This is a genomic window from Rhodococcus sp. NPDC019050, assembly GCF_055664235.1.
Window position 1 is genome coordinate 334,316 of sequence record NZ_JBVOON010000003.1, and the last position, 24,660, is coordinate 358,975.

The window sequence follows — 24,660 nt, forward strand, 5'->3', positions numbered from 1 at the left end:
CGGTTTCCTTCTCGTTTCGCGAACTCGGTCAGCGGGTCAACAGGTCGTCGGCGACGGTGGGATCGACCTGACCGACCGCGCGTTCGAGGAATCCGGTACCCACTGCGACCCCGACGTTGTCGATCAGGCGGGTGGTACCGAGTCGTGCAGCGACGAGCAACCGGCCGTCGCCTCGTTCGGGTGCGGGTCCGAGGTCGGCGCCGCGTACCTCGAGGTAGTCCACCTCGATTTCGGGAGCGGAGGCGAGCACGTCACGCGCTGCCGCCAGGATGGCGTCCGGGCCGCCGGCGGCCGCATGCGCTCCGGCGACGAGCGCTGCCGACAGTGTGGTCGCGATCTCGCGCTGTTCCGGCGAGAGGTAGCGGTTGCGCGAGGACAGGGCGAGCCCGTCGGCCTCGCGAACGGTCGGCACGCCCAGGATGCGGACGTCGAAGTTCAGGTCGGTGACCATCTGCCGGATCAAGGCGAGTTGCTGGTAATCCTTCTCCCCGAAGTAGGCGGAGTTGGGTGCGACGATCTGCAGCAGCTTGGCGACGACGGTGAGCATGCCTGCGAAGTGGCCCGGGCGCACGGCGCCTTCGAGTTCGGCACCGAGCGGACCCGGGTGGACGGTGGTGCGCGGTCCGTTCGGGTACATCGCCGCAGCCGACGGCGCGAACACCAGCTCCACACCGGCCTCACGGAGCAGCTCGAGATCTGCGTCGAGGGTCCGGGGGTACGCGTCGAGATCCTCACCGGGGCCGAACTGGAGGGGATTGACGAAGATGGAGACGACCACGACCGCGCCCGTCAGCTTCGCCTGCTGCACCAACTCCAAGTGCCCGGAATGCAGGGCTCCCATCGTGGGTACGAGTGCGACCGTGCGGCCGACGCTGCGCAGCGCCCTGGTGACCTTCCGCAGGCCCTCGGGTTCGTGGTGCACGGTGGTCTCTCCACGCACGTAACCGCCCTGTCGTGCTTCACTCACCGTGATCAGCCCTTTCGAGAATTTCCATCAGTTCCGGCTTCGAACCGGTTCGCTGCGCAGATCGCAACGACAAAGCGCGATAACCCGCCGCTATCTGCGGATCGGCGTCCTCGAGCACCTCGAGGTGCTTGGCGACCGTCTCCGCATCTCCGCGCGCAACCGGACCGGTGAGTGCGGACGGTCCCCGTCGCAACACGTTGTCCAGGGCAGCGGTGAGCAGTGGTTGGAGGACTCGTTCGGCGACTCCACCGGGCGCACCGTCGACGAGTTGCTGGCCGAGCAATTCCTCGCCGGCGAGCGCGACCCGTAATGCTTCGAGCGCGTCGGCGACCAAGGTGACCAGATGGTTGCTGCCGTGGGCGAGCGCTGCGTGGTAGAGCGGGCGCATCTGCTCGGACACCCGCACCGGTTCGCCACCGATCTCGAGGACCAGCGCCTGCGCGATGGCGTAACCGATCTCGTCGGCGGCGGTGATTCCGAAGCACGTCGACGCCAGACGCGAGGTGTCCTCGTCGTGTCCGGTGAAGGTCATCGCGGGGTGTACCGCGAGCGGCACCGCACCCAGTTCGGCGAGTGGCGCAAGAATGCCGATGCCGTGTGCACCGGAGACGTGCAGGACGATCGTGCCCGGCTTGACCGCCCCGGTCGTCGCCAATCCGGCGACGAGCGATCCGAGTTCGGAGTCGGGAACCGCGAGGAGAAGCAGGTTGCAGCGGCCGGCGACCTCGTCGACCGGCAGGATCTCGGAATCGGGCAGGCGGATGCTCGCGCGATGCTTCGAGACGTCGGACACCGCCGAACAGGCGACGACGACATGGCCGACACGTTCGAACGCCGCACCCAGCGCGGTGCCCACGCGACCTGCGGAAACAACACCGACCGACAGTCGGGCAGGCGCAGGCGCATTTGTGATCCCGAAGGAAGTCACGGGAGTCCTCTCATTCGTTCCAGTCCCGCTCAGCGGGTACCGGACGTTCGATCGACAATAGCGCGCTGCGCTCGGCACCCGCCACGACGGGCGAGAGTGATCTGCACCTCACCCGCCGGTGAGCAGGCGGTACGGCAGGTGCTGTGGCGGAGCAGGATCAGCGTTCGGCCGAGAGCGCGGCGAGGATCTCCGCAACGCTCCGCCCCTCCGAGTGGGCACCTTCCGCGCGGCGACGACTGCGGCGTCCGGAGGGAGCCTCCGCGGGCGTCTCGTCTGCCGGGTTCTCGGGTGCTGGGCTTTCGGGTGCTGGGCTTTCGGGTGCTGAACTCCGGGGAGCAGGTGCTTCGGGGACAGGGCTTCCGAAGACACGGCGTTCGGACGCGCGGGTCCGAGCGTCGCGGGTTTCGGACGCTCGGTTTTCGGACGCTCGAGTTTCGGAAGCACGGGCGTCGGAGACACGGGTTTCGGCAGGCGTCTCCCGCGCGGCGGCGCGTTCCTCGGGCGAGACGGTCGTGGTTTCCGCCGTCAGCGGTTCGTCGTCGGGCGAGGCGAACGCCGGGCCCGACGGACGCGGCGCGGTGACGCGTGTCATGGCGTCCAGTGCGCTAACGCGTTCGGCTTGCCCTCCGAGGGCCACGTTGTCGTCGGGCAGACGACCGTCGAACAGCACCTCGAGATTGTGCCGAAGCGACGCGAGTTCCCGTCGCAGCGCCGCCATCTCCTCGGCGTCGATACGAAGGTCGGACCGGACCCGTTCCTCGACCGTCAGTTCGTACTCGCGGCGCGCGGAGATCTCGCGTTCCAGTTGGAGGTCGTAGACCGTCTTGAGGTCGTCGATCTTGGCCTTGTCCAGCGCCGACTCGCGTCGATATTTGGTCATCGCGATAGCTCCGACGGTCGCTGCCCACAACGCCACGACCACCGCGATACGCAATGCCTGCACGCTGTCACTGAGGACCAGCAGCAGCGACGCGACCATGGCCAACGCGAGCAAACCGGCCACGATCGTCGATCCGGTACTGCGCCACGGACGACGATTTCTGTTCTCTCGTCCCGGGGAAACCATACTTACCAGGGTACGTGTCTTCCCAGGTAGGACGGTCGAAGCCCCACCTGCGCGGACGAAAACCGTTCGGCCGCACGGACGGTCCGGTCGCGGCCCCGCTCAGGCCGCGGGTTCGCTGGGATCGTCGGGGTCCTCCGGTGCCTTGCAACAGTATTCGAGCCACAGCGCAGCAGCCACAAGAGCCACACCGGCAACGGCCCCGACGACCGCTCCGGAGGTGTCCTCCATCGCGGCCCGCACCTCGGCTCGCTCGGGAAGCAGGAAGACGAGGAACCCGACCCAGACACCTGTGCTCGCGGCTCCGACGAGCGCCGACGCCTTCGCCAGCGCGACCGATCGGGCGACGGTGATCGGGTGGATCCGGCCGGGTCCCTCACCGATCTCGCTCTTGCCGACCCGGGAGCGGATGACGAACGCCAGGATCACTTCGATGATCGCCGCCACGTACAGCGACGCCCCGGCGTACACGGGGATCGCCGGCAGCGAGCCGTACAGAGTGCGGACCAGCAGCCAGGCGATCACCGCCGCCAGCAATGCCAGCGCCAGCAGGTCGCGAACCCGGGTCGGTTTCATCACTCGTGATCCCCCGCGCCGGCGGTTGCCAAGTCCAGATCCGTGCGGCTCACACCGTCACGCTCCGCCACGTCCAGGTCCGCGAGCCAGTCGCCGATCCGTCGCGTCTCTCCCGCTGCGGTGAGCGTCGCCTCGGGATCTACATCGAGCCACGGCACGAGCACGAACGCACGCTGGTGCGCGCGCGGGTGCGGCAACGTCAACTCCGGGTCGTCGCTGCGCACTTCCCCGTCGCCGGCATCGCAGGAGACGACGTCCACGTCGAGACTGCGCGGACCCCACCGCTCGAGGCGCACCCGCTCGGCGGCCTCTTCGAGTTCCCGGCCGAAGCGCAACCACTCGTACGGCCCGAAAGCCGCGTCTTCCGCGACGACCACCGCGTTGAGGAAATCCTGCTGCTCGACCCCGCCCCACGGCGCCGTCGAATACACCGCGGAGACGGCGACAACGCGCGATCCGAGCGCCTCGACCACGGACCGCAGGTGCGCGACGCGGTCGCCGACATTGGATCCGATCGAGAGCACGGCCCGGCTCACGGTGCGCTCCGGGTCCGATCGACCACGACGGCGACATCCGAGAACGTCAGGGGAATCGGCGCCGACGGCTTGTGCAAAGTGACCTCGACCCGCGACACCCGCGGATCGGCGAGGACGCCGTCGGCGATCTCCCCGGCCACCGTCTCGATGAGATCGCGGCCCGGACCCGCAACGACGGCGGCGGCGCGTTCGGCGAGCTCACCGTAGTGCAGGGTGTCGCTCAGATCATCGCTCGCCGCAGCGGGCGCAAGATCGAGCCAGGCGATGATGTCGACGAGGAAATCCTGCCCGTCGCGCTTCTCGTGGTCGAACACGCCGTGATTGCCGCGGACCCGTAGTCCGCGCAGTTCGATCCGGTCGCTCATACGTGCATCCTCTCCGCCCCGCCCCGCTGCCATGCCCGAACCACCGCCAGCGCGTCGCGCGACGCCTGCACGTCGTGCACACGCACCCCCCACGCCCCGTGGGTCGCGGCGAGCGCCGACACCACGGCCGTCGCGACCTCACGACCCGCGGGTGGACGCACAGTGCCGTCGGGGGCCGCCAGCAGGGATCCGAGGAACCGTTTGCGGGAGGCACCGATCAGCACAGGGAAACCGAGTGCATTGAGTTCCGGCAGTCCGTGCAGCAACTGCCAGTTGTGGTCGGGTTCCTTCACGAACCCGAGTCCGGGATCGAGGATGATGTTCGAAGGGTCCACACCTGCGGCGACAGCGACGTCGACCTGGGTGAGCAGTTCGTCGCGTACCTCGGCGACCACGTCGTCGTAGTGCGACGAACCCCCCGCGTGGACGAATCCGTCCGTGGGCCGCCAGTGCATGAGGATCCACGGCACACCTGCCGACGCGACCACCGACGCCATGTCGCTGTCGGCGCGTCCACCGGACACGTCGTTGACGATCGTCACGCCCGCCGAGATCGCGGCTTCGGCGACCGACGCGCGCATCGTGTCGACGCTCGTGCGGACCCCTTCGGCCGTGAGAGCCTCGATGACCGGCGTGACCCGATCCGCCTCGACCTCGGGATCGATCCGCACCGCACCGGGGCGCGTCGATTCGCCGCCGACATCGACGATGTCGACACCGAGTTCACGGAGTTCGAGTCCCCGGGCGATCGCGGAGTCGCGGTCGAGATAGCGTCCGCCGTCCGAGAACGAATCGCTGGTCACGTTGAGTACGCCCATGACGATGGGCCGGTGTTCCGCCGAAATGACGCTCACCGGCGCAGGATGAGGTCCAGGGCCTCGGCGCGCGACGCCGAACTGGTCTGGAGCAGGCCACGCACGGCCGAGGTGGTCGTGCTGGCACCCGGCTTCCGGATCCCCCGCATCGCCATGCAGAGGTGTTCTGCCTCGACGACGACGATCACGCCGCGCGGTTCGAGTTTGCGGACCAGCGCGTCGGCGATCTGACTGGTGAGTCGTTCCTGCACCTGCGGGCGCTTCGCGTAGAGGTCGACCACGCGCGCCAGTTTGGACAGGCCGGTCACTCGACCGGTCGGGCCGGGAATGTAGCCGACGTGCGCGACACCGTGGAACGAGACCAGGTGGTGCTCACACGTCGAGTACATCGGGATGTCGCGCACGAGCACGAGTTCGCGATGCCCCTCGTCGAACGTCGTGTTGAGAACCTCGTCGGGGTTGGTGAACAGACCCGCGAAGACCTCACGGTATGCCCGTGCGACCCGCGCCGGGGTGTCGCGTAGACCCTCGCGCTCGGGGTCCTCGCCGACTGCGATGAGCAGTTCGCGTACGGCGGCTTCCGCCCGGGCCTGGTCGAAGACCCGGCCCGCCTCCACGCTCAGCGTCTGCGACACCACGTCGTCGTCGTCCATACCGGAACCCGCTGCGGTACTCACGTGATCAACCGACACCCGCCAGTCCTCCACTCTTGAAGTTGCTCGTCGTCTCAACGCTGGCCGGACGGCCCATCCCACGGCTGGGTGGGTGGCGGTTCGGGGGCGGGGTGCCCCTCGTCCCGTGGTTCATCGGAGTTCTCGGAGCCCGTTCGGGTCCAGTCGGGGTAGCCACCCCGGAAGGTCCCGCGCTCGTCCTGCTGTTCCTCCGGCGGCCAGCCCGGGGCCGACCATCCTGCCGGAGCACCGTAGTCGGGCCGGGTCGCGTGACGGGGGCCGCCCGGGTACGGCGCCGGCGGGAAGCCGGGCAGCGGCTCGGACGACGGAATCGGCTGCGGAGCGCCGTACCCGTTGCCGGGTCCCGACGGCTGGTACTGCGGCTGGGCCGGCTGGGCACCGGGGTACCGCGGCTGCTCCTGCTGCGGCGCACCCGGGTACTGCGGCTGCGGCATGCCGGGCTGCCGGTCGTCGCCGTGCTGCGGCCTGCCGTTGCCGGGGCCGGAATGCTGCGGCTGAGGCTGCTGGGGCTGCTGCGGCGGCTTCGTCAGGTTCGGCTGCTCTGCCGGCCACGGCTCGCCACGCTCTTCTGCGAGCTCGCGCGGAGTCTTGATCGGCGGCTTGTCGGACGGGATGCGATCACCGAAATCGTTGAACGTGGTGATGCGCGGGCGCTTGTGGACGTCGGCGAGGATCCGCTCGAGGTCCTTGCGCGTGAGCGTCTCGTGCTCGAGCAACTCGGCGGCGAGCACGTCGAGTACGTCGCGGTACTCGTTGAGAATCGACCATGCTTCGGTGTGCGCAGCCTCGATGAGATTGCGAACCTCTTCGTCGATCTCCCGGGCCACCTCGTGCGAGTAGTCCGTCTGCGTCCCCATGGACCGGCCGAGGAACGGGTCGCCCTGTTCCTGTCCGTAGTGCACGGCACCGAGCTTCGCGCTCATGCCGTACTCGGTGACCATCGCACGCGCGATCTTCGTCGCCTGATCGATGTCCGACGAAGCACCGGTGGTGGGCTCGCGGAAGATCAGTTCTTCGGCTGCGCGGCCACCCATCGCCATGACCAGGCGCGCGATCATCTCGGACCGGGTCATCAGGCCCTTGTCGTCCTCGGGCACGGTCATGGCGTGTCCGCCCGTGCGACCACGCGCGAGGATCGTGACCTTGTACACCGGCTCGATGTCGGGCATCGCCCACGCGGCGAGGGTGTGACCGCCCTCGTGGTACGCGGTGATCTTCTTTTCGTATTCGCTGATGATGCGGCTCTTGCGACGCGGTCCACCGATCACACGGTCCACCGCCTCCTCGAGGGTGGCCTCGGTGATGACCGTGCCGTTCTCGCGGGCGGTAAGCAGCGCTGCCTCGTTCACGACGTTCGCCAGGTCGGCACCGGACATGCCCACGGTGCGCTTGGCGAGACCGCCGAGGTCGGCGTTCGGGTCGATCGGCTTGCCCTTGGAGTGCACTGCGAGGATCGCGCGGCGACCGGCGAGATCCGGATTGCTCACCGGGATCTGGCGGTCGAAGCGTCCGGGCCGCAGCAACGCGGGGTCGAGGATGTCGGGCCGGTTGGTGGCAGCCATGACGATGATGCCGGAGCGGTCGCCGAAGCCGTCCATCTCCACGAGAAGCTGGTTGAGTGTCTGTTCGCGCTCGTCGTGGCCACCGCCGAGGCCCGCACCGCGCTGACGGCCGACGGCGTCGATCTCGTCGACGAAGATGATGCAGGGCGCGTTCTGCTTGGCCTGCTCGAACAGGTCGCGCACGCGGGATGCGCCGACACCGACGAACATCTCGACGAAGTCGGAACCGGAGATCGTGAAGAACGGCACGCCCGCTTCGCCCGCGACAGCGCGCGCGAGCAGCGTCTTACCCGTGCCGGGAGGGCCGTACAGCAGCACGCCCTTGGGGATCTTGGCGCCGAGAGCCTGGTACCGGCTCGGGTTCTGCAGGAAGTCCTTGATCTCGTAGAGCTCTTCGACCGCCTCGTTCGCACCCGCGACGTCGTTGAACGTCGTCTTGGGCATGTCCTTGGTCAGCTGCTTGGCACGGGACTTGCCGAATCCCATCATGCCGCCGCGACCACCGCCCTGCATGCGGCTCATGACGAGGAAGAAGACCACGAGCAAGATCGCCATCGGCACCACGAACAACAGGATCGAGGTGAGCCAGCTTTCCTGGGTGACCTGCGTGTTGTACTTCGGAACGCCGGAGTCACCGATCAGATCGAAGATCTGCTCGGACGCCGACGCCGGGTACTTCGCGATGATCTCGGTGCTGCCCTCGGTCGCGTCGTCGCCGTTGTTGAGCCACAGACGAAGCTGCTGCTCACGGTCGTCGATGCGCGCCTCGCTGACGTTCTTCGCCTCGAGCTGCGAGATGGCGACAGACGTGTCCACCTTGGTGAAGCCGCGCGTGTCGTCGCCGAAATAGCTGAAGGCGTAGATGACCAACAGGATGCCGGCGACAATCGCCAGATTACGGAACACTGTCTTGCGGTTCATACAGGTTCGGCCCGGCCGGCCGGTCCTTTCGATAGTGACGTCATCGGTGTCGTGTCGAGGGCGCTACGCCCGGGTGCGGTTGCGGCGTCTGTATGCGGTGACCAACCGGGCACCGCAAGGTTACCGCGTGACGACGAACCGCCGCCCAGTCGCAGCAGACCGTTCCAACGGACAACGAACCGGTGCCGCGGCGAGTTCCCGCCCGCAGCGAGCTGTGCGCAGCTCACAGCATGATGTGCAGTTGTCCCGTACGACCGGTTTCTAGCTGCTGTACACCTTGGGGTGGAGCGTGCCGATGTACGGCAGGTCCCGGTAGCGCTCGTCGTAGTCGAGGCCGTAACCGACGACGAACTCGTTGGGGATGTCGAATCCGACGTCCTTGACCTCGACGTCGATCTTCTGGGCGTCGGGCTTGCGCAGCAGGGTCACCACCTCGAGCGACGCGGGGTTGCGCGTCGACAGGTTGCGGATGAGCCAGGACAGGGTCAGACCCGAGTCGATGATGTCCTCGACGATCAGGACGTTGCGACCGGCGATGTCCTTGTCGAGGTCCTTGAGGATGCGCACCACGCCCGAGGACGAGGTCGACGAACCGTACGAGCTGACGGCCATGAATTCCATCTGCGCCGGAATCGGCAGCGCCCGAGCGAAATCGGTCATGAAGAAGATCGCGCCCTTGAGCACACCGATGAGCAACAGGTCGCCTTCCGGCGATCCCTCGGGGTATCGCTCCGCGATCGAAGCCGCCAGTTCGGCCGTCCGCTCTGCGATCTGCTCCTCGGAGATCAGCACCGAGGCAATGTCACCTTCGTACACCGGGTCCTACCCACCTTCCGTCAGTCGTCCGCGCACCGCTGCTGGTCGACGAACTCCATACTCAGCGTGCCACGCCGACGCAACACGACCAACCTGGTCCCCGGTCGCGGACCACGCCCCACAGCGACCGGGCCCTGCCCGTGCCAGCGGACCACCAGATCGTCGATTGCGCGCAGCGACTTGTCGTTCGGCGCCGACGCACCCCTCCCGAGGAGCCACAGCCGAACCGCGCGGCGGCGCAGTGCGGGCGGCGCATCGGTGAGTACCGTCACATCCACATCACCCTCCGCCGTGGACGCGCACGCGGCGGTGGCACGGCCGAGGAGATCGACGGCCGCGGTGTCGAGCGCGTCCCCGTCGTCCCGCAGTTGTGCGGCCGTGCGCGCGAGCGCGGCGGCGACTCCCCCACCGAGGATCTCCTCCAGCAGAGGGAGTGCCTCGGTCCGCAGCCGGACCCGGGTGAATCGCGGATCGGCGTTGTGCGGATCCTCGTAGGGGCGGTACCCCAGTTCGCCGCACGCGCGTCGCGTGGTGTCGCGCCGCACGCCGAGGAGCGGTCTCCCCCACGGGTCGTCGAACGATGCCATTCCGCGGATCGAGCGCAGGCCCGAGCCGCGAGCCAGACCGAGCAGCACGGTCTCGGCCTGGTCGTCGAGGGTGTGGCCGAGCAGCACCGGCAACCCGCCGCGCGCCTCGTCGAGCGCCCCGTACCGGGCGGCGCGAGCGGCGGCCTCGAGGCCGCCGGGGCCGGTCACGTCCACCGCGACCACCCGGGCGGAAGAGCATCCGCGCGCCCGTGCGAAATCCGCGGCACTCGCGGCAACTCTCGAAGAGCCTTCCTGCAGACGATGATCGACGACGATCGCGTGGACCTCGTCGGCCTCGGCCACCGCCGCGGCGGTGAGGGCGGCGGAATCGGCGCCGCCGGACAGCGCGACCGCCACCGTCCGCACGTCGTTTGCCGACAACCAGGCACGCACGGCCAACCGGACCTCGTGGATGGCGGGCATCTCGGGCAGCAACGGAGCCTGCGGCACGGTCAGCCCAGCACCCGGGCGATCCACGCGTCGGGATGGTCGATCTCCGTGAGCGTCGGCAACGCGTCGGGGCCGGACCACACCGCGTTGAACTGCGCCATGCCCACCTTTGCGACGACCGCGTCCACGAACTTCTTGCCGTGCACGTACTGCGCCATCTTCGCGTCCACCCCGAGCAGCACCCGGATCATGCGGTGGATCGGGTTGCCGTTGCGGCGGCGCCGATTGTCGAAGGCGCGGCGGATCTGCACCACCGACGGCACGACCGAGGGTCCGACTCCGTCCATGACGTGATCGGCATGCCCCTCGAGCAGTGTGCCGAGCGCGAGCATGCGGTCGAGGGTTTCGCGTTGCGCTTCGGGTTGGGTGGCACGCAGCAGTCCCAGCATTCCGCGCTGCGACATCGACTTCTCCCCGGGTGTGCGCAGGTCGCGGGCCGCCGCCACGAATCTGCTCACGACCTCACCGATCGGTTCGTCCACCGCTGCCGTGAGATCGGCTGTGGAGTCGCGCATGAGGTCGGCCATCCACGGGGCCTGTTCGAACTGGACCCGGTGGGTGACTTCGTGCAGGCACACCCACAGACGGAAGTCCGACGGCGGCACCTTCAGGACGCGCTCGACGGCGACGACGTTGGGTGCGACGAGCAGGAGCGTGCGTGAGAAGGGGTCGTACTGACCCAGGACGGCCGAGGCGAGATACGCGAGCATCGCGCCCGCTTGTGCACCCGCCGGTTTACCGAGCCACCGCCCGCTGTGGTCGGATCCGGTGAGATCGGCCATCGACCCGGCCGCGGCGCGCACCCAGTCGGGACGGCTCACCACGAGCGCCGGCGGTGGCGGCGTTCCGTCGCCCATCCCCGTCTGCTCGCGCACCGGTCCTTCGGCGCGCTCGGCAGCCGAATACAGTTCCTCGGTCACGGCGTCGTGGGTGTAGCGCGACATCGCGGGACCGGGACGAGCGAGCCGGGCACCGACGACCGCCGCGAACTCCCAGTCGATCGCGTCGCCGATGCCCCGCTCCTGCTCACTCATCGGCAGCCGCACCCTCGGAGTACCGCGGCGACTTCGTCCAGCGCCGGTCGTGCCTCACCGGGGAACCTGTCGTTGGACAGGAGCGCAAACGTCAGCACCCGTCCGTCGACGTCCACGACATATCCCGTAAGCCCGCTCACAAGACTCAGTGTGCCCGTTTTCGCGCGAACCCACCCGGCCCCGGCCCGCGCGGTGGTGCCGTAACGGTCGCTGAGGGTGCCGGTGGCACCCGCGACCGGCAGGTAGTCGAGCATCGGGCGCAACGCGGGGGTGTCCGGACCGGCCGCGCGCGCGAGGATCGCGTCGAGTACCCGCGCCGGGATGCGGTTGTCCAGGGACAGACCGCTCAGGTCCTCGAGCGTGACTCCCGCGGTGTCGATTCCGGCGTCCTGCAGCGTGCGGGTGACGGTTTCGACCGCACCGGCGAAGGTGGGTGCGGTGCCCGCGGAGATGGCCATCTCCCGTGCGATGGTTTCGGCGAGCACGTTGTCGGAGTGCTGCACCATCTGTTCCAGACGCGTCCGGAGCGGTGCGGACTGAACCGACGCCATCGGCGCGGTGCCCGGCGAGGCGGTGCCGATGGTGACGTTCGCGGGATCGGCGCCGAGGGCATCGGCAAGTGCTCGCCCGGCATCGAGGGCGGGTGTGCCCGAACGGGGGGATTCGTCCTCGAGCGGTCGCAACCGGCCTCCGTCGAGCATCACCGGTTCGATGGGCGCGACGAATCCGTCGCCCACGTCGGAGGCATCCCAGCCGACAGCGAGCGTCTCGCCGCTGTAGATCCCGACGTCGACGACGACGGCATCGACCGCCACGCCGCTGCGCTGGATCTGTTCCGCGAGGTCGGCGATACGCGGGCCACCCGGGTAGAAACCGTCTTCGCCGACGGGCATAGCGGTGAGCGTCGGGTCGCCGCCGGCGACGAGGACGATCTCACCGGGCCGCGACCCCTCGACCACCCGGGTGGTGACGCGGTGGTCGCTGGGCAGGCCGAGCAGCGCGGCCGCCGTGGTGAGGATCTTCGTGGTCGATGCGGGGGTCATAGGCCGCTCGGGTTCCTGCGACCACAGGACGGTCCCGGTGGCCGCGTCGGTGACCGATCCGGTGAAGGTGCCGAGCGCCGGGTTCTTCACCGCGCCTTCGAGCGCCGTGGCCAATGCTGCGGGGACCGGTGCCGGCGCGTCTTCTGCCACGGGTGCAACCAGCGGATCTGCGATCACCGGTGCGGGGGCCGGGACGATCGTGGCGCTCGCCGTGGTGCGCACGTCGTAGACGGCGAACGCGCCTCCGACGACGAGGGCGAGGAAACCGGCCGTCCAGATGGCGAACAGGATCCGGATGTTCCGGCGCCGACGTATGACCAACGAACCCTGCTTCTTGTTGTTTTCCTGCCCCGCCAACACGCCTCCGCTGTGTCGTGCACACTCGCGCCCTGGTGGCCGCCTTCGTGGTCCGGTACCTGCGTCGTCCAGACTAGCGCCGCGCCCGTTATCCTTTCTCCGGACCATCACCGCAGATACGGATGTCGTATCGCGAGCGAAAACACCGACGAAGTGAGGCAAGCGCGTGGAGTTCGAGGTCACCATCGAGATCCCCAAGGGACAGCGGAACAAGTACGAGGTCGATCACGAGACCGGCCGCGTCAAGCTCGACCGCTACCTCTACACCTCGTTCGGGTACCCGGCCGATTACGGGTACATCGAGAACACCCTCGGTGAAGACGGTGATCCGCTCGACTGCCTGGTGCTGCTCCCCGAGTCCGTGTACCCCGGCGTCATCGTCGACGCCCGCCCCGTCGGCATGTTCAAGATGGTCGACGAGGCCGGTGGCGACGACAAGGTGCTCGCGGTTCCCGCGGGCGACCCGCGGTGGGATCACATCCAGGACATCGGCGACGTCCCGCAGTTCGAACTCGATGCGATCAAGCACTTTTTCGTGCACTACAAGGATCTCGAGCCGGGCAAGCACGTCGAGGCCGCCGATTGGACGGGCCGCGAGGACGCCGAGGCCGAGGTGCACGCCTCCATCGCACGGCTGAAGGACAACGGCGGGCACTGAGTCCGCCATCTGGGTCCGGCAGCGCGCCGGTGCCGACACGAACTCCCGGTCGATCCTCGGATCGGCCGGGAGTTCGTCGTTTCGGTGGTGCCGGTGTCTACCGGACGGCCGTCACCGGCCCTTGAACTGCGGCGGACGCTTCTCGAAGACCGCCTTGATCGCTTCGCCGAGGTCCTCGGACGGCAGGAACGCAGCGTTCCAGGCGGCGACATAGCGAAGGCTGTCGTCGACCTGTGCGGAACGGCTGTGGTCGAGCACATCCTTGATGCCGTGGACGACCAGCGGCGGGTTCGCGGCGATCTCGGCGGCGGTCTCGTGGGCCGCGGCCAGAACGGCCTCCGCGTCGGCGAAGACATCGTTGACGAGCCCGATCTTCTCGGCGCGCGCGGCGTCGATGTCCTTGCCCGTGAGAGCGAGTTCGCGGACGTGCCCGTCGCCGATGATGTACGGCAACCGCGCCAGGGTGCCGACGTCTGCCACCATGCCGACCTTCACTTCGCGGACGCTGAACTTGGCGTCCGCACTCGCGTAGCGGATGTCGGCTGCGGTAACGAGGTCGACACCGCCGCCGATGCACCACCCCTGGATCGCGGCGACAACCGGCTTGCGGCAGTCGGCAACCGCCGTGATGGCGGCCTGCATGCGCTTGACCATCCCGTGGAAGTCGGTGCGCGCCTTGGCACGTGCTCCCTCGTCGAGAACGGCCGCGAGGTCACCGCCCATCGCGACGAGGTCGAGACCGAACGTGAAATGCTTGCCCGAGCCGGCGAGCACCACGGCCCGCACGTCGGGATCGGCGTCGAGTTCTGCGAACAGAACGGGCAGTTCGGACCAGAGGTCCGGGCCCATCGCGTTGCCTTTGCCGGGCCCGATGAGCGTGACCTGGGCGACATGGTCCTTACGCTCGACGGTGAACGCTTTCCAACTGGTGTGATCGGTCATTACTCGAGAGTAATGTCTGTCGTCGACCAGCACAGCGACCGGGCCGAAAGTAGGCGGGCGTTTCGTGTATTCGCCGCACGTGGGCAGGTCCTACTCTTGACCCATGAGCAGGTTCTGGCACCCCAACGTGGCCCGCGTAGCCGACACGCTCATCGCCCGCGGACACCACGGGCTCATCATCCGGCAACCCGACTCCGTGCGGACCGCGGAACAGGCCGCCGCGGCGGTGGGCGCGGACCCGGCGGCCATCGTGAAGTCACTGGTGTTCCTTCTCGACGACGACCCGATTCTCTTGCTCGTATCCGGGGCACATCGGGTAGTGCTCGACCGGACGGGCGAGCGCCTCGGCGGCACGCTCGTCCCGGCGCCCAGGTCGCTGGTCGTCGAGGTCACCGGTCAGCCCGTCGGCGGCGTCGCCCCACTCGGTCATTTCACCAACCTGCCGACCTACATCGACCGCTCTCTGCAGGACCACGCCGAACTGTGGGCTGCGGGCGGCTGCGCGAATACGTTGTTCCGCACTACTTATCGCGAATTGATGCGCGTCACCGCGGGCATCGACGTCGATGTGGACTGACCCCCTGTCGTCCGATACCGTGCAGCGCGCCCGGCACGGTACACTTCGACTCATGACCGAAGCGTGGAGCCGCAGGCACGTCGACCTGTGCCGCACCCGCTCGAGTCTCTGTGCGCGCTGAGATACGCACCAGCCCTCCTTCTTTCCCGGCGCCCCGACCGTCATTCGTCGCATCCACGGCACGCGGCACCGCCGGTACACCCATTCTCCGAGCGGAGTCCTTCATGACCACCGACCATCTCGAACGCACACGTAACACCCTCGAAGCCGATGAACCGGAACTCGTTCTGATTGTTCAGGTTTCGGACACGGGCGCCGTCAACCCCGGCGATCTCGCGGCACTCGCCGACGCCCTCCGCGAGACCGCGACCGGGCTTCTCCCGGGTGCGCGTACCCACACTCTCCTCAGCCCCGGACCCGCGCCACTCGTAGTGGACCTCCCCGCTCGCGGCCTGGTGCTCGACGGACGCCGAGTAGAACTGAGCCACACCGAATTCGAGATCTTCTCCTACCTTGTCGGGCGACCCCGCACGGCAGTTCCGCGCTCGACCCTGCGCACCCTCGGCGCCGGATACATCGATCCCGAGCGCGGCAACCGGAGCGTCGACGTGCACGTCTCGCGCATCCGGTCGAAGCTCGGCCGATTCGGCGACATCGTCACGACGGTGCGCGGAGCCGGATACCGGTTCGACCCGGACGCGCGCGTGCACGTCGTCGAGCCCCTCCACCGGAGGAGCGCATAGCAAAAACGAAGGGGCAGGAGGAATCTCCTGCCCCTTCGTCTCGCCACCAGGCCTTTGCGCTACGACGCTCGCGCAGCGGGCCGCGCACCTTCGCCGAATCGGCGCAGAACCTCGACGACGGTCGGTGAGACAGTCAGAAGTCCACGCGATTCGAGCCACGGAAGCGTGCCGTCGACGAGATGCTCGACGGTGAACGGTGCGGGCACGGGTACGAGCGTGACGCCGTCCGCCACCCCGACGGAGTGGATGTCCGCGATGAGGCTCCCGAGTCCCTCGGGTGTACCCACATACGACAGCGTGCCCGGTTCCCGGCGAGCAGTCCCCTCGATGCGAGCGTGCCGACGTGCGGCACGTGCATCGGGGTCGACGAGCACCTCGAGATCGACGAGCACCGTCACCGCATCGGGGTCGCGGCCCTCCGAGACGGCCTCGATGCGGATCCGATCGCGAATCTTCCCTGCTTCCCGCAGGTCTGCGGCGCGAACCCGAATCACGTTGCCGGACGGCGCGGCCGGATCGAGGGGCGGTTCGCCCGGACGGCCGACGGTGAGGTCGGCCCAGTAATCGGGCCCGGGCCGGCCGGACAGTTCGACGGCCACGCGCAGTAACCGCTGGGAGGAGTCCGGGTTGGCAGAATCGTTGTGCGACATGAGAGACCTCTCGTAATCTGCCGTAAGCGGCAGCAGCTGAAGAAAGCGTGCGGAGAGAACTCAGGCCGGACAGGTGCCGGAGGCCGTGCGGCACAGGTCGACATGCCTGCGGCACCAGTGCGCCATGGTCGTCGCCTCCGAGGTCATGGCGAGTACCCTACCGAGCCGGTGGGGAATTGTCGACCGCTGCGTTCGCCGTCAGATGCATTGCGACGCACCCTCTCCCGACTGAGCGAGCCCGGGACGGGTTTCCGGCGCGGGGCTCCACACACCGTCGGTCTTCGCGTGGGCCCACGCGGGCCCGTCGGCGATCAGGGTGTGCAGCGCGGCGAGAAGCCGGTCGACATCCGCCGACGAGCTACCCAGCCCCAGCGACGCCCGCACGGCGCCACCCGGACGGCCTACGCGGGCCAGCAACGGATGCGCGCAGAAACGCCCGTCGCGCACACCGATACCGTGTTCCGCCGAGAGGTACGACGCCACCTCCCCCGGTTCGTATCCGTCGACGGTGAAGGTCACGATGCCGACGCAGTCGCTCGAATCGCCCCAGAGCTTCAGGATCTCGACGCCCTCGAGGCTGCTCAGCCCGTCGACGAGCAGGCGGCACAGCTCCTCCTCGTGCCGGGTCGCGGCGTCGGTATCGAACCCGCCGAGGGTGTCGCACGCCGCGGCCAGAGCCGCAACCCCGAGCACATTCGGCGTTCCTGCCTCGTGACGCGCAGGGGCACAGGCCCATTCGGCACCGTCGAGAGTCACCTCGCGTACCGCGCCGCCGCCGGCCAGGTAGGGCTCGGCGGTGTCGAGCCAGTCACGGCGCCCGACGAGCGCACCCGCCCCGAACGGTGCATAGAGCTTGTGGCCGGAGAACGCGAGGTAGTCGATGCCGTCGGCGGCGAGGTCGACGTGGCGGTGCGGCACCAACTGCGCACCGTCGACGAGAATCCGCGCACCGCACGCATGAGCAAGAGTCGCGAGTTCGGCGATCGGCAGCACCTCACCGGTGACGTTGGAGGCACCGGTGACGGCAAGCAGAGCCGCCGGCGCCCGGGTCAACTCGGCAGCGAGACGCTGCACCGTCTCCGAGACGGTATCGGCAGCCACCACGACGCGAGAGTTCTTCCACGGCAGCAGCGTTGCGTGATGTTCGATGTCGAGTACCACCACATCGCCGGGGACCGCACCCGCCAGCAGATTCAGGGAGTCGGTGGTGTTGCGGGTGAACACGACCACCTGGTCGGCATCGGCACCGACGAAGCGCGCCACCGACTCTCGCGCATCTTCGTAGCTCGCGGTGCTAACACGCGAGGCGTATCCCGCGCCACGATGCACACTCGCGTAGTACGGCAGCAACTCGGCGATGCGGTCCGTGACGGTGGCCAGCGCCGGTGCGCTCGCGGCATAGTCGAAGTTGGCGTAGGTGCAGCTACCGCCCTGCACGAGCGGCACCTGCACGTCACATCCGGAGACGCGAGCGAACGGCGCGATGCAGGCGGTGGTCGATACAGCAGTCATGACAAAATCCCTCGTCGATCCAGGGACCCGTCGGTGATCGCCACGACGATGGAAATCGATCGCCGGCGGAGTCCGCGCTTGCCGTGTCCGGTGTTGGAAACACAGCCAGGTCGTCACCCGGAGCACCCCACCGCGGAGGAGGGTTGCCGACCAGCAAGCCGGGGCTCGATGCTGGTACTCATGACCTGCCGAAGAGAATTGCAGCCGGACGGTCACGTGTCAACCCGGATGCGTACCGCCGGTCGCGGCGACACCCGTCGACGCCTCCGACCTGCCGGAACACGGGCGCTCACTCGGACCGGGTGCGACACACCGGGTCGGCGCTGCGCCCCGACGTTCACCTCGTGTCCACTTGAACGTGAGATAACCGGAGCACCATCGAGTAGAAGGACGACGCGGACTTGCCTGCCCACCTCCCCGCTGAACACCTCGGTTCTGCGATTCCCGCGGAGTTTCTTCGCGCGTCGCACGCACCGCAGGCTCGCACCCTCGTCGACATCCTTCGCGCGACCGCCGAGGCTTTCCCCGACGCGCCCGCGATCGACGACGGAACGAGCCCCATCGGCTACGGGGAACTCGTCGAGAAGGTAAGGGTGGGCGCGTATGCGCTCATCGATGCCGGCGTCGGAGCAGGAGATCGAGTCGGGGTCCGGATGACGTCCGGCCGGGCCGACCTGTACGTGACAATCCTGGCGATCCTCGCGGCCGGCGCGGCATACGTTCCCGTCGATGCAGACGACCCGGACGAACGCGCCGACCTGGTCTTCTCCGAGGCGAAGGTCACCGCGATCGTCACCGATGAGGGCATCGGCCCCGGTACCGCGCCCTTCCGGACCGACCCGCCGCTGCGGGGGCCGAACCTCGAGGACGACGCGTGGATCATCTTCACGTCGGGATCGACCGGGACCCCGAAAGGTGTGGCGGTCGACCATCGCAACGCCGCCGCTTTCGTCGACGCCGAAGCACGATTGTTCTGCCGGGATGTGCCGCTCGGTCCCGGCGACCGGGTGCTGGCCGGATTGTCGGTCGCCTTCGACGCGTCGTGTGAGGAGATGTGGCTCGCGTGGCGCCACGGCGCGTGCCTCGTGCCCGCTCCTCGCTCACTGGTCCGGTCCGGGATGGACCTCGGACCGTGGTTGATATCCCGTGACATCAGCGTCGTGTCCACCGTCCCCACCCTCGCTGCCATGTGGCCGGCCGAATCTCTGGAAGCGGTGCGCCTGCTCATCTTCGGCGGCGAATCGTGTCCGCCCGACCTCGTCGAGCGACTCGCGGTACCGGGACGGGAATTGTGGAACACCTACGGCCCGACCGAAGCCACCGTCGTCGCCTGCGCCGCCCTCATGGATGGCACGGGTCCGGTGCGCATCGGTCTGCCCCTCGACGGCTGGGATCTCGCCGTCGTCGACGCCGATGGCAACCCGGTCGCCGAGGGTGAGAGCGGCGAACTGGTCATCGGCGGAGTGGGTCTCGCGCGCTATCTCGACCCGGAGAAGGATGCCGAAAAGTACGCTCCCATGCCCACTCTCGGATGGAAACGTGCTTACCGCAGCGGCGATCTCGTGGTACTCGACCGGCGGGGTCTGCTGTTCCAGGGCCGCGCCGACGACCAGGTCAAGATCGGGGGACGCCGCATCGAACTCGGCGAGGTCGACAACGCCCTCCAGAGTCTTCCGGGTGTCGCGGGGGCGGCGTGCGCCGTGCGCACGACCGCGGCCGGGCATTCGGTTCTCGTCGGCTACCTCGCGTCGACGGACCCCGAGTTCGATCTCGCGTCCGCGCACGATCTGCTCTCGGAACAGCTTCCCGCCGCGCTCGTGCCCCGCCTCGCTCTGGTCGACGAACTCCCCACGCGAACGTCGGGGAAGGTCGACCGCAATGCCCTCCCGTGGCCGCTTCCCGGCGCCGACTCCGACTCGATCGATGCCCTCGGGCTCGATCCCACCGCTGAGTGGCTCGCCGGACTGTGGACCGACATTCTCGGTGCGCGGATCGAGGGTCTCGACGACGACTTCTTCGAACTCGGAGGCGGTTCGCTCGCCGCCGCTCAGCTCGTCACCGCCATTCGCGCGCGGTATCCCGAGATGACGGTGGCACAGTTGTACGACCGGCCGCGCCTCGGATCGCTGGCCGTCTATCTCGACGAACTCGCACCGACCACCGCAGCCACGCAACGGGTGGTCACGCCGGTACCCCGCCGCGCACAGTTGGCGCAGATCGTCGCGACCGTACCGCTGATGACGCTCACCGGCCTGCAGTGGGTCACCTGGCTCGCGATCCTCAACGGTGTCATCACGCTGGTCGTCGACGTGCCGTGGACGGTCACGCCGTCGTGGTGGTCGACCGCGCTCGGTGCGGCACTGTTCCTGACCCCGCCGGGGCGCATGGCCATCTCCGTGGCGGGCGCGCGACTGCTCCTGCGGGGGGTGACGCCGGGGAGTTACCCGCGAGGCGGTTCCGTGCACCTGCGGTTGTGGACGGCGCTGCGACTGTCCGACGCTGTCGGGGCGACGAACATCTCCGGTGCCCCGTGGATGCGGAACTACGCTCGCGCTCTGGGAGCGAAGGTGGGGCGCGACGTCGACCTGCACAGCCTTCCTCCGGTCACCGGGATGCTCGAACTCGGCGACGGTTGCTCGATCGAACCCGAGGTCGATCTGTCGGGCCACTGGGTCGACGGCGATCTCGTGCACATCGGCACGATCCGGGTGGGTGCCGGCGCCGCGGTCGGTGCCCGCTCGTTCCTGGCCCCCGGTGCCCGTATCGGCAAGAACGCCGAGGTCGAGGCCGGTTCGGCGGTGTTCGGACGCGTGAAGTCCGGCCAGCACTGGGCAGGATCGCCGGCGAAGAAGATCGGCAAGGCCGACCGTCCCTGGCCGTCCGAGGCACCACCGAGGGGAGCCCGCTGGATTCCGGTCTACGCCTTGACCTCCGTCCTCCTCGGCGGCTTACCGATCGCATCGATCGCGGCAGGTGTCGCGCTGCTCGTGTGGTGGGTACGCGACACCGCCACCGTCGCGGAGGCCGCCCCCCGGTCACTGACGATGCTCCCGGCCGCGGCGCTGCTCACGATGCTCGTGTTCGCACTGACCACCCTGATCGCCGTGCGACTGCTGTCGATCCGGATGACGGAGGGATGGCATCCGGTCCGGAGCCGGGTGGGGTGGCAAGTGTGGGCCACCGAACGTCTGATGGACTCGTCGCGCACCTTCCTGTTCCCCCTGTATGCGTCGATGCTCACCCCCGTGTGGCTCCGGCTTCTCGGCGCCGATATCGGCAAGGACGTCGAGGCGTCGACAGTGCTCATGGTGCCCAAGTTCACCAAGGTCGCCGACGGTGCCTTCCTCGCAGACGACACGATGGTCGCGTCCTACGAACTCGGGGGCGGCTGGCTCTACATCTCGCACGCAAAGGTCGGCAAGCGGGCATTCCTGGGCAATTCCGGGATGGCAGCGCCCGGCCGTCGCGTCCCGAAACACGGTCTTGTCGCGGTGCTCTCCGCCGCACCCGAGAAGGCGAAATCCGGTTCCTCCTGGCTCGGTAGTCCGCCGGTGCGTTTGCGCCGCGCAGCGGGCGACGCCGACTCGAGCCGCACCTTCGCACCTTCACCCCGACTGCGGATCGCACGCGGTCTGGTCGAGACGTGCCGGCTCGTACCGATGATCGTGACTTTCGGGATCGGGTTGGGAGTGCTGTTCACCCTCAACACGTTCGCGTCGCACATCGGCTACTGGTTCGCCGCCCTTCTCGGCGGTGTGGTGCTGATGGCAGCCGGTGCGGTCGCGTGCCTGATCACGATCGTGGCGAAATGGCTGATCGTCGGTCGTATCGGGCGCGACGAGCACCCGCTGTGGAGTTCGTTCGTGTGGCGCAACGAAGTGTCCGACACGTTCGTCGAGACCGTCGCGGCCCCCTGGTTCGCCCGGGCGGCGACGGGCACCGCCGCCACGAACCTGTGGCTGCGCGCGCTCGGCTCGACGATCGGCCGCGGTGTCTGGTGCGAAAGCTACTGGTTGCCCGAAGCGGATCTCGTGACTTTGGGCGACGGCGCGACGGTCGAACGCGGCTGCGTTGTACAGACACACTTGTTCCATGATCGGATCATGGCCATGGACACCGTGACTCTCGGCGTGGGCGCCACTCTCGGCCCCCAGTGTGTCGCGTTGCCCGCATCGGGGATCGGTGACGGCGCCACTGTCGGGCCCGCATCTCTCGTGATGCGGGGCGACGTCGTACCGCCCTCGACCCGCTGGCAGGGCAATCCGATTTCGGCGTGGACCTCCCCGGGTGATTGGTCGCCGCGGTGAAGCCGATCAAGGCCGCGAAGCCGGTGCCTCCCGTCGCCGCTGACCGCCCCCTCGACCCGTACCTGCCGACCAGCGGCAACCGTGGCTACCGCGTGTCCCGGTACGAACTCGAACTCGGCTACCGGGTCATGGCCAACAGGCTGGAAGGCCGGGCCGTGATCATCGCGACCACGACCGATGTGCGCGGGAAGTTCGCACTCGACCTCGCGGCGTCGATGCGCGTGTCCAAGGTGACGGTAAACGGACGGCGGCCCGCGAAGTACGTCCACCGCAACGGCAAACTCGCCGTCACGCCCGCCGACGTGATCCCCGCGGGCGCGGTGCTGACGATCTCGGTGCAGTACGCCGGCACCCCTACGCCGCTGCGCACCATGTGGGGTGAGGTCGGCTGGGAGGAACTCGAGGAGGGTTCGCTGGTCGCAAGCCAGCCGAACGGCGCTCCGTCGTGGTTCCCCTGCGACGACCATCCCGGATCGAAGGCCACCTACCGCATCTCGATCACCACGGACGCGCCGTTCCAGGCGATCGCCAACGGGACACTCGTACACAGGACGACGAAATCCAGCCGGACAACCTGGGTGTACGAACAGCCCGAGCCGATGGCGACCTATCTGGCGACCGTGCAGATCGGTCATTACGAGATCCGCCAGGTCGCGTCGTCGCCGGTGCCGCAGTACGCGGTGCATCCGCCACGTCTGCGCGACGCGTTCGACAAGGACTTCGGGCGGCAAGCCGAGATGCTCGAGCTGTTCGCGCGGCTGTTCGGCCCGTACCCGTTCGCGCACTACACGGCGCTGGTGACGGACGACGACCTCGAGATCCCCATCGAAGCGCAGGGCCTGTCGACGTTCGGCGCGAACTTCTGCGATGGCCACCGGACCGAAGAACGGCTCGTCGCACACGAATTGGCCCACCAGTGGTTCGGGAACAGCCTGACCTTGTCGCGCTGGTGCGACATCTGGCTCCACGAAGGTTTCGCGTGCTACGCGGAATGGTTGTGGTCGGAGAATTCCGGCGGGCCGACCGCCCGCGCTCTCGCCGCAGAAGCCCATCGCGGCCTGTCGCGTAAGCCGCAGGACATCCTTCTCGAGGATCCGGGCGCGGCGGACATGTTCGACGACCGGATCTACAAGCGCGGTGCGCTGACCCTCCACGCCCTTCGCCTCGCCCTCGGCGACGAAGCCTTCTTCACGCTGCTCCGGACGTGGACGTCGGACTACCGCCATTCCAATGTCACGACGGCACAGTTCAAGGATCTCGCCACGCGGTTCTCGGAGACGTCTCTGCGGCCCCTGTGGGACGCATGGCTGGGCCAGGAGGCACTTCCTCCGCTACCCGGATCCTGACGGGTAGCGCGGGGACCCCGATGACGGTGTCGCTACCCGCCGGCAATCGCGACCCGCAGCGGCTCCCGGACCCCCGGGTATTCCGCTTGGGCCGCGACAACCTCCGAAGAGAAACACGGGACGGCCGACGATCGTCACTTCACGTATGAGCCTGCGTACATCTTCCGCGGGCCGGCTTCGATCCACCTCGAATTCACACCCGTTGAGAATTCACACCCGTCTGGTTCGGTCCCGAAGGGCCGACTCGGACAACACCCTTGTGGCGTAATCGCCGGGCAGAGAACCGGCTACTGCCAGCAGCCGTTGTCCAGGTGAAACGATCATCGAACATCCTGCCGTGGCCCGAAAGCCTTCTCCGGTCGCACCGGCGAAGCTCGCCATCGCTACATAGGCTCCGCACGTGGCACCGATTTGGGCGGCGCGCCGTTGCTGTTCCGCCAACTCCCATCGGTGGTGCACCACCCCACACGCGTACAGATCGATGTCGAGGGCTGCGGTCGCGTGAATGTGCTCAGCTGTTCCGGTGTCCTTGCAGATGCCCAGACCGATACGCCACCCATGGATCTCGATCGCCGACGCACCAGGCCCCTGTACGAACCACTTGTTCTCGTCACCGTGCAAATGCGTTTTCCGATAGGCGATCCCGGCGCCATTGCCATCGACACGCAGCGTAGCGATGAAACGCTGACCTTTTTCCATCACCGACGCACCGACCAACGCGCATGAGCCGGTCGATCGACAGGCCTCGACGAGTAACGCGACAGCGTCCCCATCCAACTCGACGTCTGCGGCGTCCAGGTAATACCCGGTCAAGGACAGTTCTGGAAACACAATCACGTCTGCACGAGCCGACCGGATCAGTTCTGCATGCGCCCGTGCCGACGCAACGTGGTCACCGTCGACCACCGCCGGCTGTCCGACAGCCGTGCGCAACAACTCGGCCTTCCTCGTCACAACGAGCATCCTGCGTGAGGACCGGGCAAAGATCAACAAATGCGAAAAGAGGGACCCGCAGGTGGGGTCCCCTTTTCGCATTCACTTGCGACAAACACTATTCGACAAAAACATTGTCCATAGAAAACACTGGAGGCCCCCAACAAAGTTGGGGGCCTCCAGCAAACGGGTGTTCGGCGGTGTCCTACTCTCCCACACCCTGACGAGTGCAGTACCATCGGCGCAATGGGGCTTAGCTTCCGGGTTCGGAATGGGACCG

23 protein-coding genes, 1 rRNA gene and 1 riboswitch are annotated in these 24,660 nt (G+C 68.0%); of the genes, 6 read left to right on the top strand and 18 right to left on the bottom strand.

Annotated elements, in window-relative coordinates; all coding sequences use genetic code 11:
- Window positions 1–28: 28 nt before the first annotated feature.
- The 13 genes from panC to dacB form a co-directional block, all read right to left on the bottom strand.
- Entirely contained in the window at window positions 29–967 is a 939-nt protein-coding gene (gene panC / locus AC0B44_RS06175; RefSeq protein ID WP_471902039.1) for a pantoate--beta-alanine ligase, read from the bottom strand.
- A complete protein-coding gene (locus AC0B44_RS06180; protein ID WP_471902040.1) occupies window positions 960–1,895 on the bottom strand; it encodes a Rossmann-like and DUF2520 domain-containing protein in 936 nt (311 codons plus the stop codon). Before AC0B44_RS06180 ends, panC begins: the two co-directional genes overlap by 8 nt.
- 157 nt (window positions 1,896–2,052) lie before the next feature.
- Window positions 2,053–2,961, bottom strand: coding sequence for a DUF6779 domain-containing protein (locus AC0B44_RS06185; RefSeq protein WP_471902041.1), 909 nt, complete (start codon window positions 2,959–2,961; stop codon window positions 2,053–2,055).
- A gap of 99 nt (window positions 2,962–3,060) precedes the next feature.
- The gene (locus AC0B44_RS06190) at window positions 3,061–3,534 is read right to left on the bottom strand and encodes a DUF3180 domain-containing protein (RefSeq protein WP_471902074.1); all 474 of its coding nucleotides are present in this window, start codon (window positions 3,532–3,534) and stop codon (window positions 3,061–3,063) included.
- Window positions 3,534–4,070 (bottom strand): 2-amino-4-hydroxy-6-hydroxymethyldihydropteridine diphosphokinase, encoded by a 537-nt coding sequence (gene folK / locus AC0B44_RS06195; RefSeq protein WP_471902042.1) that lies wholly within the window; start codon window positions 4,068–4,070, stop codon window positions 3,534–3,536. Before folK ends, AC0B44_RS06190 begins: the two co-directional genes overlap by 1 nt.
- Window positions 4,067–4,435, bottom strand: a complete 369-nt coding sequence (gene folB, locus AC0B44_RS06200; protein WP_471902043.1) for a dihydroneopterin aldolase — start codon at window positions 4,433–4,435, stop codon at window positions 4,067–4,069. The genes folK and folB overlap by 4 nt, the downstream gene beginning before the upstream one ends.
- Window positions 4,432–5,253, bottom strand: coding sequence for a dihydropteroate synthase (folP, locus tag AC0B44_RS06205; protein ID WP_471902075.1), 822 nt, complete (start codon window positions 5,251–5,253; stop codon window positions 4,432–4,434). Before folP ends, folB begins: the two co-directional genes overlap by 4 nt.
- 32 nt (window positions 5,254–5,285) lie before the next feature.
- Window positions 5,286–5,903, bottom strand: coding sequence for a GTP cyclohydrolase I FolE (gene folE, locus AC0B44_RS06210; RefSeq protein ID WP_072702772.1), 618 nt, complete (start codon window positions 5,901–5,903; stop codon window positions 5,286–5,288).
- A 74-nt stretch (window positions 5,904–5,977) separates the two neighbouring features.
- Complete coding sequence (ftsH, locus tag AC0B44_RS06215; RefSeq protein ID WP_471902044.1) at window positions 5,978–8,425, bottom strand: ATP-dependent zinc metalloprotease FtsH; 2,448 nt, start codon at window positions 8,423–8,425, stop codon at window positions 5,978–5,980.
- Between the two features lie 261 nt (window positions 8,426–8,686).
- Window positions 8,687–9,241 (bottom strand): hypoxanthine phosphoribosyltransferase, encoded by a 555-nt coding sequence (hpt, locus tag AC0B44_RS06220; protein ID WP_471902045.1) that lies wholly within the window; start codon window positions 9,239–9,241, stop codon window positions 8,687–8,689.
- Window positions 9,242–9,261: 20 nt separating this feature from the next.
- Window positions 9,262–10,251 carry a tRNA lysidine(34) synthetase TilS gene (tilS, locus tag AC0B44_RS06225; protein WP_471902076.1) on the bottom strand — a complete coding sequence of 330 codons (990 nt, stop codon included), beginning with the start codon at window positions 10,249–10,251 and terminating at the stop codon, window positions 9,262–9,264.
- Window positions 10,252–10,280: 29 nt separating this feature from the next.
- Window positions 10,281–11,312: a zinc-dependent metalloprotease gene (locus AC0B44_RS06230; protein ID WP_471902046.1), complete on the bottom strand. Its 1,032-nt coding sequence runs from the start codon at window positions 11,310–11,312 to the stop codon at window positions 10,281–10,283.
- Window positions 11,309–12,712, bottom strand: coding sequence for a D-alanyl-D-alanine carboxypeptidase/D-alanyl-D-alanine endopeptidase (gene dacB / locus AC0B44_RS06235; protein WP_471902047.1), 1,404 nt, complete (start codon window positions 12,710–12,712; stop codon window positions 11,309–11,311). The genes AC0B44_RS06230 and dacB overlap by 4 nt, the downstream gene beginning before the upstream one ends.
- Window positions 12,713–12,878: 166 nt before the next feature.
- Here dacB and AC0B44_RS06240 point away from each other — a divergent pair, with 166 nt between their 5' ends.
- The gene (locus AC0B44_RS06240) at window positions 12,879–13,370 is read left to right on the top strand and encodes an inorganic diphosphatase (RefSeq protein WP_471902048.1); all 492 of its coding nucleotides are present in this window, start codon (window positions 12,879–12,881) and stop codon (window positions 13,368–13,370) included.
- Window positions 13,371–13,481: 111 nt separating this feature from the next.
- Here AC0B44_RS06240 and AC0B44_RS06245 read toward each other — a convergent pair whose 3' ends face one another.
- Window positions 13,482–14,312 (bottom strand): crotonase/enoyl-CoA hydratase family protein, encoded by an 831-nt coding sequence (locus tag AC0B44_RS06245; protein WP_471902049.1) that lies wholly within the window; start codon window positions 14,310–14,312, stop codon window positions 13,482–13,484.
- A 103-nt stretch (window positions 14,313–14,415) separates the two neighbouring features.
- Between AC0B44_RS06245 and AC0B44_RS06250 the strand changes: the two genes are divergently transcribed.
- The 3 genes from AC0B44_RS06250 to AC0B44_RS06260 all read left to right on the top strand — a co-directional run bounded on the left by AC0B44_RS06250 (window position 14,416) and on the right by AC0B44_RS06260 (window position 15,632).
- A complete protein-coding gene (locus tag AC0B44_RS06250) occupies window positions 14,416–14,889 on the top strand; it encodes a YbaK/EbsC family protein (RefSeq protein WP_471902050.1) in 474 nt (157 codons plus the stop codon).
- 52 nt (window positions 14,890–14,941) lie between these two features.
- Window positions 14,942–15,010 (top strand): putative leader peptide, encoded by a 69-nt coding sequence (locus AC0B44_RS06255; RefSeq protein ID WP_471902077.1) that lies wholly within the window; start codon window positions 14,942–14,944, stop codon window positions 15,008–15,010.
- Window positions 15,011–15,113: 103 nt separating this feature from the next.
- Window positions 15,114–15,632, top strand: coding sequence for a winged helix-turn-helix domain-containing protein (locus AC0B44_RS06260; RefSeq protein ID WP_471902051.1), 519 nt, complete (start codon window positions 15,114–15,116; stop codon window positions 15,630–15,632).
- Between the two features lie 59 nt (window positions 15,633–15,691).
- On the opposite strand, the gene AC0B44_RS06265 is transcribed toward AC0B44_RS06260, so the two are convergent.
- Window positions 15,692–16,282, bottom strand: a complete 591-nt coding sequence (locus AC0B44_RS06265) for a hypothetical protein (protein WP_471902052.1) — start codon at window positions 16,280–16,282, stop codon at window positions 15,692–15,694.
- Between the two features lie 198 nt (window positions 16,283–16,480).
- A complete protein-coding gene (locus tag AC0B44_RS06270; protein WP_471902053.1) occupies window positions 16,481–17,794 on the bottom strand; it encodes an aminotransferase class V-fold PLP-dependent enzyme in 1,314 nt (437 codons plus the stop codon).
- A 69-nt stretch (window positions 17,795–17,863) separates the two neighbouring features.
- Window positions 17,864–17,980: riboswitch (SAM riboswitch) on the bottom strand.
- Between the two features lie 215 nt (window positions 17,981–18,195).
- Between AC0B44_RS06270 and AC0B44_RS06275 the strand changes: the two genes are divergently transcribed.
- The gene (locus AC0B44_RS06275) at window positions 18,196–22,101 is read left to right on the top strand and encodes a Pls/PosA family non-ribosomal peptide synthetase (protein WP_471902054.1); all 3,906 of its coding nucleotides are present in this window, start codon (window positions 18,196–18,198) and stop codon (window positions 22,099–22,101) included.
- Window positions 22,102–22,106: 5 nt separating this feature from the next.
- Window positions 22,107–23,447: a M1 family metallopeptidase gene (locus AC0B44_RS06280; RefSeq protein WP_471902078.1), complete on the top strand. Its 1,341-nt coding sequence runs from the start codon at window positions 22,107–22,109 to the stop codon at window positions 23,445–23,447.
- 210 nt (window positions 23,448–23,657) lie between these two features.
- Here AC0B44_RS06280 and AC0B44_RS06285 read toward each other — a convergent pair whose 3' ends face one another.
- Window positions 23,658–24,401, bottom strand: a complete 744-nt coding sequence (locus tag AC0B44_RS06285) for a carbon-nitrogen hydrolase family protein (protein ID WP_471902055.1) — start codon at window positions 24,399–24,401, stop codon at window positions 23,658–23,660.
- 171 nt (window positions 24,402–24,572) lie between these two features.
- A 5S ribosomal RNA gene (rrf, locus tag AC0B44_RS06290) occupies window positions 24,573–24,660 on the bottom strand; the annotation flags it as partial.

What these genes read in the sequence shown, in the direction of transcription:
- AC0B44_RS06190 (WP_471902074.1), bottom strand. Translation starts at nt 3,534, where the DNA reads ATGAAACCGACCCGGGTTCGCGACCTGCTGGCGCTGGCATTGCTGGCG.
- AC0B44_RS06230 (WP_471902046.1), bottom strand. Translation starts at nt 11,312, where the DNA reads ATGAGTGAGCAGGAGCGGGGCATCGGCGACGCGATCGACTGGGAGTTC.
- AC0B44_RS06250 (WP_471902050.1), top strand. Translation starts at nt 14,416, where the DNA reads ATGAGCAGGTTCTGGCACCCCAACGTGGCCCGCGTAGCCGACACGCTC.
- AC0B44_RS06245 (WP_471902049.1), bottom strand. Translation starts at nt 14,312, where the DNA reads ATGACCGATCACACCAGTTGGAAAGCGTTCACCGTCGAGCGTAAGGAC.
- tilS (WP_471902076.1), bottom strand. Translation starts at nt 10,251, where the DNA reads ATGCCCGCCATCCACGAGGTCCGGTTGGCCGTGCGTGCCTGGTTGTCG.
- folP (WP_471902075.1), bottom strand. Translation starts at nt 5,253, where the DNA reads ATGGGCGTACTCAACGTGACCAGCGATTCGTTCTCGGACGGCGGACGC.
- folB (WP_471902043.1), bottom strand. Translation starts at nt 4,435, where the DNA reads ATGAGCGACCGGATCGAACTGCGCGGACTACGGGTCCGCGGCAATCAC.
- AC0B44_RS06260 (WP_471902051.1), top strand. Translation starts at nt 15,114, where the DNA reads ATGACCACCGACCATCTCGAACGCACACGTAACACCCTCGAAGCCGAT.
- ftsH (WP_471902044.1), bottom strand. Translation starts at nt 8,425, where the DNA reads ATGAACCGCAAGACAGTGTTCCGTAATCTGGCGATTGTCGCCGGCATC.
- AC0B44_RS06270 (WP_471902053.1), bottom strand. Translation starts at nt 17,794, where the DNA reads ATGACTGCTGTATCGACCACCGCCTGCATCGCGCCGTTCGCTCGCGTC.
- AC0B44_RS06265 (WP_471902052.1), bottom strand. Translation starts at nt 16,282, where the DNA reads ATGTCGCACAACGATTCTGCCAACCCGGACTCCTCCCAGCGGTTACTG.
- AC0B44_RS06185 (WP_471902041.1), bottom strand. Translation starts at nt 2,961, where the DNA reads ATGGTTTCCCCGGGACGAGAGAACAGAAATCGTCGTCCGTGGCGCAGT.
- folE (WP_072702772.1), bottom strand. Translation starts at nt 5,903, where the DNA reads ATGGACGACGACGACGTGGTGTCGCAGACGCTGAGCGTGGAGGCGGGC.